The sequence below is a fragment of the Bombella intestini genome (assembly GCF_002003665.1).
Taxonomy (GTDB): domain Bacteria; phylum Pseudomonadota; class Alphaproteobacteria; order Acetobacterales; family Acetobacteraceae; genus Bombella; species Bombella intestini.
The window spans coordinates 210,351-226,023 of sequence record NZ_JATM01000003.1 but is presented as its reverse complement, the minus strand read 5'-3'; the positions used below and the strand labels follow the sequence as shown (position 1 = coordinate 226,023).

Sequence of the window (15,673 nt, the reverse complement as noted above, 5' to 3'; positions counted from 1 at the left end):
CAGGCTCATGCCCCTTAACACGGCCTGTCATAGTCCGGATATTTCACAAGTGGCCTTATCCTGCGAAAGAACGCAATGCCCAACAGACAAATAAGGTCAATTTTCCTACCTCCAGAGTATAGACAGGTCGCACCTGTCAGACCCTAAGGCAGATTCCGGTCATGCTGCCCTCTTCCATCCATCCTGCATCAATCACATATCCGACGTATCAGAGAGGCCCTTCCCCCTTGACCTAGCCGCAAACAGGCAGGACATTCGGAGGCCACATGCGTGCACATTCTTTTATCACAAAGGCAGCCCATCCATGACGCAGCCCGAAATGTCCTTCACCCCAGAGCAGATCACCGCTCTCTTCATTGATGCGGCCCGCAATGGAGAGAATGATCTGGTCAGACAGTTTCTCGAAGCCGGAATGCCTGCCGACTGCGCCGACAGCCGAGGCTATACCCCACTAATTGTCGCCACTTATAACGACCAGCTCGATACGGCCCGCCTGCTGCTGGATAACGGGGCCGACCCGAACGGCGTAGATGCCAAGGGAGCTACGGCTCTCTCCGGGGTGGCCTTTAAAGGATATGAGGCCATTGCCCTCCTGCTGTTGGAACGTGGAGCGCATATTGATCAAGCCAACCATGCTGGCCGCACGCCGCTCATGTTTGCCATCATGTTCGGGCGACAGGGCATAGCCCGTATGCTGCTGGAACATGGTGCCAATCCCGATATTCGTGATGCCGAAGGCCTGTCCGCCCGTGACCTTGCTCACCGCCAAGGGTTGGGCAGCCTGTTTGAGGGGGAGATTGCACAATGAGCCAGTTCTGGAACAAGAAGGTTCACGACCTCCAGCCCTACGTCCCCGGCGAACAGCCCCGCATGGCCACGCTCATCAAGCTGAACACAAATGAATCCCCCTACGGCCCATCCCCTCGTGCGCTGGAAGCCATAAAGGCCAGCGCAGATGACCGCCTGCGCCTCTATCCCGACCCGGCGGCCCTCGCCCTATGTACGGCCATTGCTGAGCAGGAACAGGTTCCAGTTGAATGTGTCTTCGCCGGGAACGGCTCTGATGAAGTCCTCGCCCATGCCTTCCAAGCGTTATTCCGCAATGATGCGCCGGTGTTGTTTAGCGATGTGACCTACGGTTTCTACCCGATCTACTGCCAGATGTTCGGGCTGGAGTATCGTACCATTCCCCTACGGGATGATTTCACCATCGCCGTGGAGGATTACGAGGGACCAGCTGGTGGCATCATCATCGCCAACCCCAACGCCAATACCGGTATCGGTCTGCCCGTCTCCGCTATTGAATCGCTGCTAAAACGCTTCACCACCCAGACGGTCATCATTGATGAAGCCTATGTTGATTTCGGTGGCGAAAGTGTCGTTCCACTCACGCAGCGTTATCCCAACCTACTCGTTACCCGTACCTTCTCCAAATCCTCCGGGTTGGCGGGGCTGCGTGTAGGCTATGCTATCGGTTCGCCCGAGCTGATCGAGGGACTGATACGCGTGAAGGACAGCTTCAACTCCTACCCCCTCTCTCGCCCTGCACAGGCCGGGGCGGAGGCGTCTGTCCGGGATAAAGCATGGCTAGAACAGACTGTCGGCCGCATCATCGCTACACGAGACCGCACCGTCACGGCCCTGCGGGAGCGTGGGCTAAAGGTTCTGCCCTCCGTAGGTAACTTCATTCTGGTTCATCACCCCGACTGCTCGGCTGATACGCTCTTCAATGCTCTGCGGGAGCGGGCTATCATCGTCCGCCATCAGGGAAGCAGCCCCCGCATCAGCGACTGGCTCCGCATCACCATCGGCTCAGATGAGGAAATGGATGCCCTGCTGAAGGCATTAGACGAAATCCTGTCTCTCTAATTCCATCCAAACATCATCATTTCACGAGATTATCCCATGCCCACATCATCTTTCACACATGAGCAACTTCTGGACCGTCTGGCTGAAGTTTCCGTCCGCACCGGGCTGAACATCAGCCCCGGCCAGCAACTCATCATCACAGCGGGGCTGGAGGCCGTGCCCCTCATCCGGCGTATTACCGCCCATGCCTACAAGGCCGGGGCCTCTCTCGTCACCACGCTGTATCAGGATGATGAAACCACGCTGGCCCGCTTTATTCACGGGCACGAGGACGGTTTCGACACCGCTGCGGGCTGGCTAGCCAATGGCATGGCAGAGGCTTTTGGCAACGGGGCTGCCCGTATGGCCATCACAGGGGGAAACCCCACCCTGCTGAAGGACCAGAACCCGGACCATATCTCCCGTGTTAGCCGGGCTAATTCTGCGGCCTATCGCCCCGCTATGGAGCGCATCACCAATTTTGACATCAACTGGAACATCATCGCCTGTGCCACCCCAGCATGGGCACAACAGGTCTTCCCTGATCTCCCAGAAGATGAAGCTCTGAAGGCCCTGTGGAACGGCATCTTCCATGCCTCCCGTGTGGATGTGGCAGACCCTGTCTCCGCTTGGGCAGCGCATAACAAGACCCTCCATGCCCGTGCCGCCATGCTCAATGACCGCCGCTTTGACGCCTTGCACTTCACCGGGCCTGGAACAGACCTAACAGTCGGGCTGGCTGATGGTCACCTCTGGGCCGGTGGTGCTGAGGAAGCTAGAAATGGCGTTGTCTGCAACCCGAACATTCCGACAGAGGAGGTCTTCACCACACCGCACTGCGCCCGTGTGGAAGGGACCGTCTCCAGCACCAAGCCGCTCTTCCATCAAGGGTCCCTGATTGACGGGATTCAGGTCCGATTTGAGAAAGGCCGCATTGTGGAAGCTCACGCCAGCAAAGGCGAAAATGTTCTGAACCGTATTCTAGAGAGCGATGCAGGGGCTCGCCGCATTGGTGAAGTCGCCCTTGTCCCTCACTCTTCCCCCATTTCCCAGAGCGGCATCCTGTATCAAAATACTCTGTTTGATGAGAACGCCGCCTGCCATATTGCCCTCGGCCAGGCTTACACAAAATGTATGACCGACCCTGACGGGCTAAGCGAGGATGAGCTGATCGCCCGTGGGGCCAATCACTCCATCATCCATATCGACTGGATGATCGGTTCCGACAGAATCGATATTGATGGAGTGAAGGACGGCCAGAAAGTTCCTCTTATGCGCTCTGGTGAGTGGGTCTAATGGCCATCACGCTTGATCCAACCCGCCTGCCCAAACTGGATATCCTCTCCCTTGCTCAGAACGGCCTCATCCTTCGTGCCGAACGCACTACACCAGAGGCGGGGATTCCTAGTTTCCTAACCCGTGCAGGATGGAACGAGCTCATCGCCCATCACCGCCACTCCACAACGGAGGGCGGTGAGACGGAAGAGCAAACAGCTAGCCGCCTCCTCCCTGCGCTGGAGCGCATCAGCGCCCGCCTCCTTAGCGAGGCGGCCCGCGAGGCGGAGGCACAGGGGCAGCAAGATGCGTCTGTCTTCACGCTAGAGACTGACCTCTTTCCTAGCTCTGCACAGACACGCCTTGTACTGGTTGCAGACAGGACGCACCCTGTTGCTTGTGCGCTGATTGGCACGCCAGAGCAGATCACCCAGCTTCTGGCATCCAGCACGACAGAGCCCGGCGACGCCTAAAGCGATTCGGACTTCCAAAATCCTAATTATATTATTTTGCTCTATAAAAATGGGAGTAAAGCGGTTTTATTTCTTTGCGTAAAAAATTATTAAGCGGCTCCAACTCCGTAAAAAAAGAAAAGTTATTCCGATAAGTGTGTTCGGTAATTTGCTCTAATGTGGCTTCATGCTTATTTTAATTTTTTCTTTATTTAGTAAAACGCTTTTCACGTTCCTGTGATATTCGCCAAAAATTGAATATACATAGATAGTTACACACAAAGGGATAAGTATTCATCTTAATTATTGAAGCCCATTCCCCTTATTTTCTTCCTCAGTGCAAAAGACGACATTAAATTATCATCTACTCAACACAAAAATGCCCCATACGGAGAGCAGAAGTAGCTCCTGTTCTAGTTGTATGGATTACAAGAAAAACAATCAAAGGTTGCATCCTATAAAAAATATCTTCCATACTACAACCAGTCCAAGGGGAGTTGAAATTATGCGTATTCTCATCGCTGATACCGACAGCGTTGCGGTGAACCATCTGGTGAAGGTGTTGGAAAAATCTTCTTATGCGGTCGATCATGTCAGAACCGCTGATGAAGCTCTCAACATGTTCAAGCACTACGATTATGATCTTTTCATAACCGAGCTGAACTTGGCTGACCTACCAGGGGAAGAACTGATCCGCCAGCTTCGGCGCTCCCGCATCGCAACGCCTATTATGGTTTTGTCTGCCCGGATGGATTCCTCCACCAAGGTTTCTGCCTTCTCCGCTGGTGCTGATGACTATGTGACGAAGCCCTTCGACATGAACGAGGCACAGGCCCGTATTCAGGCCCTAACCCGCCGTGCCTATGGCATCTCCGAGCCACGTCTGCGTGTCGGCCCGCTAGAGCTGGACCTAGAGAGCCGGATGGTCAGCGTCAATGGTCACTTCCTGCACCTGACCAGCAAAGAATACTCCATTCTGGAGCTGCTCCTTCTGCGTAAGGGTGCTGTCCTTACCAAGGATATGTTCCTGAATCACCTCTATGGCGGTATTGATGAACCCGAGATGAAGATCATCGATGTGTTCATCTGCAAGCTGCGCCGTAAGCTCCAGCGTTTTGGGGCTGAACATATGATCACGACCGTCTGGGGCCGTGGCTACATTCTGCAAGACCCAGCCGTTGTCTCCAACAGTGCTAACCATGTTGCCCCGCAGACCTTTTCTGACGGGACTCCCCCCATGCGTCAGGCGGGCTAAAACGGAAAAAGGGGCGGATGCCGAGTCAGCCCCTCCCTCCTACGCTACCAATGATCTAACAAAAAGCCCCCGGTGCCATAGGCTCGGGGGCTTCTTCTCTGCGCAGAATCCTAATGTATTGTTTAGCGCGCTGCCAACTGCTGGATGTGAGCACTGACCCGCTCCACCACATCCGCTACTAGTGCCTCATCCCGAGCTTCCACCATCACACGGATCAAAGGTTCCGTTCCACTAGCCCGCAAAACGAGACGTCCCTTCCCAGCAAGCTGCTCTTCCGCCCAGCGGACAGTCTCTCCTAGAGCCGGGTTCTGCATAGGATTCGTCCCCTTATAGGGTACATTCTTCAATGTCTGCGGATATGGCGTGAAAAGGTGGCAAAGCTCACTGGCAGGCCTGCCAGAGTCTACCAGAGCCGCCAGTACCTGTAGGGCGGCCAGAAGACCATCCCCCGTTGTAGCATGGTCGGACAACACCATGTGGCCAGACTGTTCCCCGCCCAGATTGCCACCAGTTTGACGCATACGCTCTACAACGTAACGATCACCAACCGCTGTACGATGCAGGCTCAGCCCCTGTGTTTTCAGATACTCTTCCAGCCCGATATTGGACATAACAGTCGCTACAATCTCGGTACCATTCAGCCATCCCATACGCTTCCAGAGCGTGGCGATAAGGGCCAGTATCTGGTCACCATCTACCAACTCGCCACGTTCATTAGCAAACAGGACACGGTCCGCATCGCCATCAAGCGCAATGCCGCAATCAGCCTTATTGGCACGCACCGCCTCGCAAAGAGCCTCTGGATGAGTAGAGCCAACACCATCATTGATGTTCAGACCATCCGGCGAAGCCCCTATGGTGATGACCTCTGCCCCAAGCTCCCACAAGGCGGCAGGTGCCACACGATAGGCAGAGCCATGCGCACAATCTAGGACAATCTTCAGACCATCCAAACGCAACCCACGGGGAAAGGATGATTTAACACTCTCAATATACCGCCCGGCTGCGTCATTCAGGCGAGAGGCTCGCCCTATAGCTGCAGGAGAAGCTAGCTGGCCGCTCAAGTCTTCTGCCATGAGGGCCTCAATCTCTTTCTCCACCGCATCGGAGAGCTTGAACCCATCCGGACCGAACAGCTTAATCCCATTATCCGTAAATGGATTATGAGAGGCTGAAATCATAACCCCCAGATCGGCCCTCAGAGACCGTGTAAGGAAAGCAACAGCCGGGGTTGGCAGAGGACCCAGCAACACCACATCCACACCAGCGGACAAAAACCCCGAGACCAGGGCACATTCAATCATATAACCGGAAAGGCGTGTATCCTTACCGAGAACGACCGTATGACGGTGCTGTCTCCCCGTCTCTCCCTGTCGGCAGAAATAAAGTCCCGCCGCCTGCCCCAACTTCTGAGCGATCTCAACCGTCATGGGTGCCGTATTGGCCGTACCACGGATACCGTCAGTGCCGAAAAACATCCGCTTGTCTGCCATGACTTCCCCTCTGTATTTTCTGTCTCTCTGCCTGCTTTCTACCGGTCGCCGACAGGACAGGCCCACCTGTTACACCGTGAAACGCCCCCTGAAATGCCAGCCATTCCCTTGATACGCAAGCATTTCGTAAACAAAACGGGCGTATAGCCACCGCCATACGCCCGTCCCAATTATCAGCGAACAGTCTATTATATCAGACAGTTCCGGGGGTAGCTGTCAGCCCGCCAGCCGGTGCTACACTCCCACCGCCCGCAGACGGTACAGAAGGCCTCCGCCCACTGAAGGACTGATCCTCATCATCCGTCCGACCCAGAGGCTCATCACGGATGAGACGCCCGATCTCTTCACCAGTCAGGGTCTCATATTCCAGCAGGGCCTGCGCCACACGATGCAGGGCATCCATATGCGTCAGGATGATATGACGGCAGGTCGCATAAGCAGCGTCCAAAATCTTGCGGACTTCCTGATCAACCTCACGGGCTGTCATACCGGAAATCTGATCCGCATCACCGTAATCCATCATACCGAGCTTATCGCTCATCCCCCACTGCGTGACCATGTTCCGTGCCGTACGGGTCGCACTCTTGATGTCACCAGAGGCACCGGCACTGACTTGATCATGACCAAAGATGACTTCCTCACCAACACGGCCACCCATGCAAATGACGATCCAAGAGAAGCACCACTGCCGCCTATAGGTAAGATTGTCCTTCTCTGGCAGAGACTGGACCATCCCTAGAGCCTGACCTCGTGGCACAATCGTTGCCTTATGCATGGGGTCTGAACCGGGGCTGAAATAAGAGGCCAGCGCATGAGCCGCTTCATGATAGGCCGTCATCTTCTTCTCGGCATCATCAATGACAGCAGAACGGCGCTCCGCCCCCATCATTACCTTATCTCGGGCCTCATCAAACTGCGCCATGCTGACCGTCCGCAGGCCCATACGAGCCGCAAACAAAGCAGCCTCATTCACAAGATTAGCCAGCTCCGCACCGGAGAAGCCAACCGTTCCACGGGCAATCACCTTCGGATTAACATCGGAGGAAAGCGGCAGCTTCTTCATATGGACCTGAAGAATCTTCTCACGCCCTTTCACGTCGGGATTGGGCACGACCACCTGACGGTCAAAACGACCCGGACGCAACAAAGCACGATCCAGCACATCCGGACGGTTGGTAGCGGCAATGAGAATGACACCCTCATTGCTATCAAAGCCATCCATCTCAACGAGCATCTGGTTCAGTGTCTGCTCACGCTCATCATTGCCGCCGCCCATGCCAGCACCACGCTGACGGCCTACGGCATCAATCTCATCAATAAAGATGATACAGGGAGCATTCTTCTTCCCTTGTTCGAACATGTCACGAACACGAGACGCACCGACACCGACAAACATCTCCACAAAGTCGGAGCCGGACACGCTGAAGAACGGCACATTCGCCTCACCAGCCACGGCACGAGCCAGCAATGTCTTACCAGTACCGGGAGGACCAACCAGAAGAACACCCTTGGGAATCTTACCACCCAGACGAGTATATTTCTGTGGGTCTTTCAGGAAGTCCACAATCTCGACTAGCTCTTCCTTGGATTCCTCCACACCGGCCACATCAGCAAAGGTGACACGGCCTTTTTTCTCCACCATCATCTTGGCACGAGATTTGCCGAAGCTCATAGCACCACGGCCAGCCCCGCCATTCTGCATCTGGCGGAAAACCATGAAGCCCAGCCCAAGCATCAGAAGGATCGGCAAATAAGCCGCAATATAGCGAAGGATAGGGTTATCATCGCTCTGCGGCGGATGGGCGGTAACCTCCACCCCAGAATCTGTCAGCCGGGAGACCATTGCCGGGTCTGACGGTGCGTAGGTCTCAAAGGACGTCCCATTAGTCAGCACACCAGAAATATTCTGCTCCCGAATGGTAACAGAACGGACCTCGTGGCGTTCCACATCATGCATAAAGTCGGAATAAGCGATCTTCTGGACAGCCTGCCGACTCCCCCCCGGCTGGAATGCCGCCAGCATGCCGATGGCCGCTAGGACAACAACCACCCAGATCGCAACATTACGGCCAATGTTTTTCATCTCTACAAAAACCTCACAAATCGGGGCGCAGGAGCAAAGGCCCACACCACACTTAGTCCCTTCAAGATAGGTATTTCTGGCAGCGTTCCCACCCCCATCGGGGTAAAATGGATGAAAAACCCTCATCTTGCCGCATTTATCAAGCTGGTTTCAGCCGTTCCAATCCCGTTCCCCTGTCAAGGGAGATCCCCCATCCCACACAAAGGTTACACGGGGCAGGTCGGGACGCAGCCCCCTCATCCCCTCTGGTACGGCAAGCAGCTCATCCCCGCTCCACAGAGCAGGCAAAGCGGGCAGAACGCAGGCCGGTATACCACGCCCCTCCCGCCGATGCGGCCCGAGAGCCGCAATCACCGCATCCGGGCGGTCCGACCCTAAATAACGCCAACGCCCATCCCAGCATTGCCCATGCCGAGCCGGTACTTTCTCTTCTAAATTCCGGGCTTCACGATACAGCATCCAACCAACTTCCCGCCCCCGAAGGGAGGCAAGGCAGGTCCGCCCTAGAGACCCCGTCCCCGCCTGCCGTAAAGCCGAAACGGCCTGACGCTCTGGCACATACTCCTGCCCACCCACAAGGCGGATCAACCGCCCCAGCAACTCATCCCCTAATGGGGGCAAAAGAGCATCGGGGGCAAATTTCAGCCAGCCTTCCGGCTGCCACGCCACATAGCGGGCGGCCTTTACTGCCAGCTGCTGCTCCGTGCCTCGTTGTGCAGCACAGGCCCGTTGCCTGACATCATGCATCTCCTGCCGCTCATCATCAGTCAGGTCCTGCCGGACTTCTACACGGCGAAACCGGCGATTCTGATTAGAAGGGTCTTCACACCAAACCACGCCCGCTTGCCGCAGCGTCTCCCGCAGGCGTTCTGGCCTGATGCCCAGCAATGGCCGCAGCAACGTGATCCGCCCTCTCACGGTGCGGGTTGCCATGCCACATAGCCCTCGGGTCCCACTCCCCCGCTCCTGACGCATCCAGAGCGTTTCTTCCTGATCTGCCTCATGGTGAGCGACCAAAAGAACGGACCCGCCCGCTTCAACACAAGCAGCTTCCAGTATTTCAAACCGTGCTTCTCTGGCCCGCTGCTGCATACCGCCGGGTTTCAAAGGTCCCAACGTAAGTTGCCGTGAAGGAATATCTAACGCAGCCAAACGCTGGCAGGTTAAGGCGGCTTCCTCGGCTGATTCTGGGCGCAGAGCATGATCCACGACCAGAGCCAGAACATTCTGCCGCCATCGCCGAGCCAGCAACGCCAAAGCCATGGAGTCCCCACCACCGGATACCGCCATACAGAGCGGATGCGCCGCCTCATCCGGCCCTATAGGCCCGAGCCGCTCCATAAGAGATGAGAATTCACTCTGCGTGACGGGCTCTTCTTCTCTGGCCTCTCTGACGTTATTTTTAATGACAGCCAGCCCGTTCACTGAAGATTTTCTCAGAAGACTTCACACGAGCCGAAGCATTGGGAAATTCTTTATGCAGCCGCCGCAATGCCTCACAAGAGGCCGTCTTATTACCCAATGCCAGCATAGAAGCCGAAACACCCAACAAAGCCTCTGGTGCCCGAGGGGACTCCGGCGAGTGGCTATATACATCGTAATAAGTCAGAGCCGCATTCTTGTAGGATTTCTGACCAGCAAGGGACTGCGCCAGTAGGTACTGGGCCTCTGTGTGGCTCCACCCTGTTTTGCTCTGCTTAAGTGCCTGACGGGCCTGTGTTTCAGCCGTCTCATACTGATGGGCCTTCAGAGCCGCACGACCAGCCTGCAACGCCTCCGTGGCAGAAGCCACATGCGGTGCGGCTGCTGGAGCCGTAGCAGATGTTTCAGCTACGGTAGAGGGACGAGCTGCGGTATGATGGCCATTCTCAAGAGCAAACTGCATATCCCCAAGCTGCTTGGTCGTCGTCGCTTCATCCTGATGAAGCTGATTGCTCATCTGCTCTATCTGGCCATGCATCTCCCGTACCTGACCTTCCAGAGAATTCACACGCTCCAGCAGGTTGGCAACCAAGTCCCCGCTAGTACGGCTTGAAGAGCTTCCTTCAGAAGACCTACTTCCACTACTGCTAGATGCTACCGGCAAGGGAGCGGACAAATCATCTCCCTGATCATCAAGACTGCCTGTGCCATCGTCACTGCTACCACCATGCTGACGGGCCAGTGCCTGATGTTGCTGCATAATGGCTTCGCGCGAGAGACCAGTATCCGCCCATGCGGAGCCGAGCGGTGCAATCGCCGTGCAGGAAAGCAGCAAGGCCCCCAACGCTCCCTTCAGAGTGGCTGAAACAGGCCCCAGAACGGGCCGAGCAGAATGACGCATGATCTCATCTCCCAACGGACAGGCAATAATCGCACATAAAAATCGGGCCGGTTAAGAAAACCGGCCCGACCTTTGCTGAAAGGGCACCGCTGCCCCTCCTACAGGTTTCCCGGAACCGGGCCTGCTTTAGCGGACAGACGTAATGGCGTTACGGTTCTGTGCCCATGCTTCTGGTGTATCACCATCAGCTGTCGGGCGGTCTTTGCCGTAAGAGATCGTCATGATACGGGCCGGAGCCACGCCCTTGGCTTCCAGATACTCACGAGCAGCGTTAGCACGACGCTGGCCAAGAGCAATGTTGTACTCTTCCGTACCACGGTCATCGCAGTTACCAGCAACCAGGATGTTGACCTGAGGGTAGCGAGCCAGCCAAGCAGCCTGCTTGTCCAGCGTGGCACGACCTTCGCTGTTAAGCTGATTCTTATTCAGCTCGAAATAAACACGGTCCCCGGCAGTGGCGACCAGATCAGCCTGACTACCCGGAACAGGGCCCTGACTCATCTGCTGGGTGTTCTGCCCATCACCGTCATTATCGTGGTTCTTATGGTCACCACTACAAGCGGTCAGAGCGCAGGCCATACCCAGCACAGCGAACATCTTCAACTTCATGACAATCTCCTGCAAAAAGATGCACCCCAGTAAATGGGGGAGTTTTCACCCACCCGCAAGATGCAGGTGAGGAAAGACGCATGGCAGCCCCAAGGGCTACCAGAGCCATGGAAGCGCAACGTCTCCCACAGCCCCAAACAACCGTTCCCTACGCTTAGCGCCGCAACGGCGACCATGCTGGATCAGAAGCCCCTGTCGTAGTGGGAATGATATGCTCATTGAAACCCGCTACGTCAATCACAGCGACAGAAGAGGTAAAGCCCGCACCACCGGCACCCGCTGCATTCTGGCGGCAGAAGGCCAGTGCCCGACCATTTGGTGCGAAACTTGGGCTCTCCACAGTAAAACCTTGTGTCAGAGACCGCTCCCCAACACCATCCGGCCCCATCACGCCGAGGGTGAACCCACCAGAGCCAATACGGACGAAAGCAATCTGGTCACCCCTCGGGGACCATACCGGCGACCCATAGTGACCATTACCGTAAGAAATGCGATGAGCATTTCCACCGTTTGCACTCATCACATAAAGTTGCGGCGAGCCACCACGGTCGGAGTTAAAGACAATGCTCTGACCATCCGGGCTAAAGCACGGGCTAGTATCAATCACACCCGGTGCCGATGTCAGACGGCGACGGTGCTGGGTGGCCAGATCGATCAGATACAGATCCGCCCCACCATCCTTAGTCGTGGCAGACAGGATGATGCTGCGCCCATCTGGAGAGAAGCGAGGCGCAAAAGAGATACCCTCAAACGTCCCAAGAATAGTCTGCTGCCCCGTATTGAGGTCATACACATACACACGAGGGCGATTATTAGCGTAAGACAGGAAGGCCAGCTGCTCACTAATGGGGCTGAAGCGTGGCTCCAACGTCAGCCAGTTGCCATTAGTCAGCATATGAGCATTGGCACCGTCCTGATCCATAATGGCCAGACGTGTGGCCTGATGGCGGCGCGGGCCTGTCCGGGAGATATAAGCGATACGAGTATCAAAATACCCATCCTCACCCAGCAGACGCTTATAGATAGAATCGGCAATAATATGAGCGATACGACGCCAGTTGCTCGGAGAAGCCGTATAGGCCCGGCCTTCCATCTGTTGGCCTGCCACGACATCCCACAGGCGCACCTCCACCCGCACATGGTCAGACCCTGCAGCACTCCCGGCCACAGCTACACGGGCACCACGAGCCTTCAATGCTGAGAAGTCCGGCTGAACAGAAGCCGGTACCGTACCCCCCATGACCTGAAACAGCCCCGTGCTGGAAAGGTCAGAAGAAATCACACTGGAAATCTGATTCCCCAGACCCGGTCCAAAATCTGGAATCACAATGGGAATGGGTGCCTGATGAGCCCCGGCCACTGTGATCTCTGCTGGGGCGTTTCCGCTAGCAGCCCGTGCGCTACGACTTCCCAGCAAGGCCAGAGGCGTAACAAGAACACCGCCCGCAGCAACCCCACCAAGCAGGGAGCGGCGAGAAAGATGCTTCTGAAGAAGTTCAGCCTCGGTATCAGAAAAAAAGGACATGCAATAACCTCAGATAAATCCAGCCTCAGGGCTTGAACAGAAAACGGAACTGCCTCACCTGCCCCAGCATGCGCTTGGGTACGGGCAGGCGGGAACAGGTAGGACTCAGCACGGCATCCCGGGCCCGTTCGGCTTGAACCCGATAGGTCGGGTCCGCTGCCATACGGGCACGAGTCTCCGGCAAAAATGTGACCATGCGCGCTTCGCCGGCTGCATCCACCGTGACCATCATACGTGCAGAGAAATTCTGGTAGTTTCGAGCCAGTGTATCTTCTTGATAGCAACGCTGTACGGATGACCCGATGGCATTCTGCTCGCCACTCGTCAAAGCACCCGTATCACCATCAGGACGGCCACCGCCACGAGGAGACCCGCCCTGTGCCTGATTAGGCAACGCCTTAGGCGGACGCTCTTGCTTCTCCTGGCTCCGATACTCATCCAACGTAGCCAACAGAGAACGGCTGTCCTCCTGCGTCTTTTTAGCCTCATGCTCCTGCTGGGTATGGGAAAGCTGCGGCTTGGCAGGTGGCTTCTCCACCTTACGCTCCGGTGCCTTTACCTGCGCCTGTTTATGCACAGGTTCCGGCTTCGGCTTTGCTTGCTCACTCACCTCGCCCTTTTCCCGCACAGGGGCACGCTGCTGAACCGGTGTCTTCACAGCCACATGAGACGGCTCCGGGGCGGCTTGTACAGGCCGAGGCGGCGGAGGAGCGGGTGGCGGTGGTTCAACTGGCTTCGGCTTAGGCGGCTGTGGCGTAGGGGGAGCCTTTGCCTCCACCGGAGCAGGTGGGGCCGAAACTTCAGCCTTATGCGTGGACCGAGCAGCCGGACGGGCACCCCCGGCTGCCTCATACACCATAGTGACCGTCTGCTCTGCCGGTGGTTCCGGCAACGGCGGCTGCGGGTGCCAGAGTAGAAAGACCAACACCCCCCCATGCAGCAACAGGGAGAGCAGCACAGCACCCGTTACAAGGCTGCCCTGCCCCCGCTCCCGCCGCTGATAGGGCGGTGGAATCTCGTCAAATCGTGATGACGCAGAGAAGCTCACGCAGGCTCTCCTTACTGGCCGCCCTGTGGCTGCTGCGCCAACAGGGCAACATGGGTAAAGCCGCCAGATGTGATCTGCCCCATCGTACTCATCACCTTGCCATAGTCGATATGCGCATCGGCCCGCACGAAAATACGGCGACCGGAATCATCGCTCGCCAACTGCTTGAGATGAGCTACCAGCTCATCTGCACTGACGGGATCATCCCCCAGATACAGGCTGCCATCGCTCTTGATGGACACTGTGATGGGCTTGTCATCAGAGTTGACAGGCTTAGCACTCGTCTGCGGAAGATCGACATTCACACCGCTGGTCAACATAGGTGCCGTCACCATAAAAATGATGAGCAACACCAGCATAACATCCACCAACGGGGTCACATTGATGTTTGCTTCTGGGCGGCTCCGCCTACTTCTGCCCCGCCCGATGCGTGATGAAGCCTCCATGATGCTCAGCTCCTCCCGCTGCCACGTTCTTCAGACTGGCGGGACAGGATAGCCGCAAACTCGGTCCCGAACCCTTCCAGCCGCTCAGCGAAATTATCCACACTACGGCTGATGAGGTTGTAAGCCACATAGGCGGGAATGGCTGTTAACAGACCGATAGCTGTTGCAAAAAGTGCTTCGGAAATACCCGGTGCCACAACGGAAAGATTTGTGTTGTGCATGGAAGCAATGGAGCTAAAAGCATGCATGATACCCCAGACCGTTCCGAACAGACCGACAAATGGGGCGACCGGACCGATGGTCGCCAACATCACAAGGTAACGGCTCAGACGCTCTGTCTCTCGGCTGATTGTGATGCTGATAGCCCGGTCGATACGCTCAGACGTACCACCGTGGATCACATCAATACCCGCAATACGGGACGAACGACGCCATTCCCCCATCGCCGCCCCGAAGACAGCAGCCATGGGATGAACCGGGCGTGCCCCTTCACTGTCATACAGATCATCCAGCGACCCACCGGACCAAAAGCGATCCTCAAAAGTCGTGGCCTCTCGATTAACCCGCCGCAGGAGAAGCACCTTCTCCACAATGACCGCCCATACAAAAATGCTACACAGCACCAGCCCGATCATGACCAGCTGCACAGCCAGAGAAGCATGTAGGAACAGATGGAAGGGCGAAAGCCCCGCTGCCCCGGCAGCACCCAGAGCACTCGAATTCACAGCCTGATCCACTCCGCTTTCTCCTGTTTTCTATGGTCGGTTAGGTAAAGGACTACTGCCCATGTTGCGGCAGGAAGTACTTTTTTCAATGGCACAGGACGCAGAAAGAGCAAACATCTTTATCTTTAAATCTTTTGTCAGGCAGAATCCCCGCCCGATACCTCCAGCCCTGCCAGTTTTTCCTGATAGGCAACAGGCAGCCGCAACGGAGCCATGCTAGCCAATTTCAGGCAGGCTAGCTCCACCTCAATCACGACCGACTTCTGCCCACCTCGGGAAAGATTGGTGATGACCTGTCTCAGCTTCAGCCGAGCCCCGCCCTTCTGGAGCAAAACCGTTTCCACATCCATCAGCTCATCCAGTCGCAGGGGGGCGTGATAACGGATACTCAACTGCCGAACGACAAAACCGATTCCATCCTCTTCCGCCATTTCCCCAACGCCAAGCCCAAGGCTGCGCAATGCCTCAGCTCTGGCACGTTCGGCAAAGCCCAGATACCGGGCGTGATAGACGATACCCCCCGCATCTGTATCTTCATAATAAATGCGGAACTGACAGTGATGTGCCGCCATGTCGTATTCTCCCTAATGG

15 protein-coding genes are annotated in these 15,673 nt (G+C 56.3%); 5 read left to right on the top strand and 10 right to left on the bottom strand.

Annotation, left to right across the window (positions count from 1 at the left end; genetic code table 11):
• The first annotated feature begins 304 nt into the window (after positions 1 to 304).
• The 5 genes from AL01_RS05905 to AL01_RS05885 all read left to right on the top strand — a co-directional run bounded on the left by AL01_RS05905 (position 305) and on the right by AL01_RS05885 (position 4,830).
• Complete coding sequence (locus AL01_RS05905) at positions 305 to 808, top strand: ankyrin repeat domain-containing protein (protein WP_077396534.1); 504 nt, start codon at positions 305 to 307, stop codon at positions 806 to 808.
• Positions 805 to 1,869 (top strand): histidinol-phosphate transaminase, encoded by a 1,065-nt coding sequence (gene hisC / locus AL01_RS05900; protein ID WP_077396533.1) that lies wholly within the window; start codon positions 805 to 807, stop codon positions 1,867 to 1,869. Before AL01_RS05905 ends, hisC begins: the two co-directional genes overlap by 4 nt.
• Positions 1,870 to 1,905: 36 nt before the next feature.
• Positions 1,906 to 3,144 (top strand): aminopeptidase, encoded by a 1,239-nt coding sequence (locus AL01_RS05895; RefSeq protein ID WP_077396532.1) that lies wholly within the window; start codon positions 1,906 to 1,908, stop codon positions 3,142 to 3,144.
• Entirely contained in the window at positions 3,144 to 3,596 is a 453-nt protein-coding gene (locus AL01_RS05890) for a hypothetical protein (protein WP_077396531.1), read from the top strand. The genes AL01_RS05895 and AL01_RS05890 overlap by 1 nt, the downstream gene beginning before the upstream one ends.
• A gap of 484 nt (positions 3,597 to 4,080) precedes the next feature.
• Entirely contained in the window at positions 4,081 to 4,830 is a 750-nt protein-coding gene (locus AL01_RS05885) for a response regulator transcription factor (RefSeq protein WP_077396530.1), read from the top strand.
• Positions 4,831 to 4,952: 122 nt separating this feature from the next.
• Here the strand turns inward: AL01_RS05885 and glmM are convergent, their stop codons facing one another.
• From glmM to AL01_RS05835, 10 genes are all read right to left on the bottom strand, one after another.
• On the bottom strand, positions 4,953 to 6,323 hold the full coding sequence (gene glmM / locus AL01_RS05880; RefSeq protein WP_077396529.1) for a phosphoglucosamine mutase: 1,371 nt from the start codon (positions 6,321 to 6,323) through the stop codon (positions 4,953 to 4,955).
• Between the two features lie 193 nt (positions 6,324 to 6,516).
• Positions 6,517 to 8,406, bottom strand: a complete 1,890-nt coding sequence (gene ftsH / locus AL01_RS05875; RefSeq protein WP_077396528.1) for an ATP-dependent zinc metalloprotease FtsH — start codon at positions 8,404 to 8,406, stop codon at positions 6,517 to 6,519.
• 150 nt (positions 8,407 to 8,556) lie between these two features.
• Entirely contained in the window at positions 8,557 to 9,831 is a 1,275-nt protein-coding gene (gene tilS, locus AL01_RS05870; RefSeq protein WP_077396527.1) for a tRNA lysidine(34) synthetase TilS, read from the bottom strand.
• Positions 9,809 to 10,729, bottom strand: coding sequence for a tetratricopeptide repeat protein (locus tag AL01_RS05865; protein WP_077396526.1), 921 nt, complete (start codon positions 10,727 to 10,729; stop codon positions 9,809 to 9,811). The genes tilS and AL01_RS05865 overlap by 23 nt, the downstream gene beginning before the upstream one ends.
• Positions 10,730 to 10,855: 126 nt before the next feature.
• Positions 10,856 to 11,338 carry a peptidoglycan-associated lipoprotein Pal gene (gene pal, locus AL01_RS05860; protein ID WP_077396525.1) on the bottom strand — a complete coding sequence of 161 codons (483 nt, stop codon included), beginning with the start codon at positions 11,336 to 11,338 and terminating at the stop codon, positions 10,856 to 10,858.
• Between the two features lie 154 nt (positions 11,339 to 11,492).
• Entirely contained in the window at positions 11,493 to 12,863 is a 1,371-nt protein-coding gene (gene tolB, locus AL01_RS05855) for a Tol-Pal system beta propeller repeat protein TolB (RefSeq protein WP_077396524.1), read from the bottom strand.
• A 25-nt stretch (positions 12,864 to 12,888) separates the two neighbouring features.
• On the bottom strand, positions 12,889 to 13,911 hold the full coding sequence (locus tag AL01_RS05850; protein ID WP_241502725.1) for an energy transducer TonB: 1,023 nt from the start codon (positions 13,909 to 13,911) through the stop codon (positions 12,889 to 12,891).
• Between the two features lie 11 nt (positions 13,912 to 13,922).
• Positions 13,923 to 14,357 carry a protein TolR gene (tolR, locus tag AL01_RS05845; protein WP_077396523.1) on the bottom strand — a complete coding sequence of 145 codons (435 nt, stop codon included), beginning with the start codon at positions 14,355 to 14,357 and terminating at the stop codon, positions 13,923 to 13,925.
• A gap of 5 nt (positions 14,358 to 14,362) precedes the next feature.
• Positions 14,363 to 15,094, bottom strand: a complete 732-nt coding sequence (tolQ, locus tag AL01_RS05840) for a protein TolQ (RefSeq protein WP_077396522.1) — start codon at positions 15,092 to 15,094, stop codon at positions 14,363 to 14,365.
• Positions 15,095 to 15,219: 125 nt separating this feature from the next.
• Positions 15,220 to 15,654: a YbgC/FadM family acyl-CoA thioesterase gene (locus tag AL01_RS05835; RefSeq protein WP_077396521.1), complete on the bottom strand. Its 435-nt coding sequence runs from the start codon at positions 15,652 to 15,654 to the stop codon at positions 15,220 to 15,222.
• Positions 15,655 to 15,673: the final 19 nt, after the last annotated feature.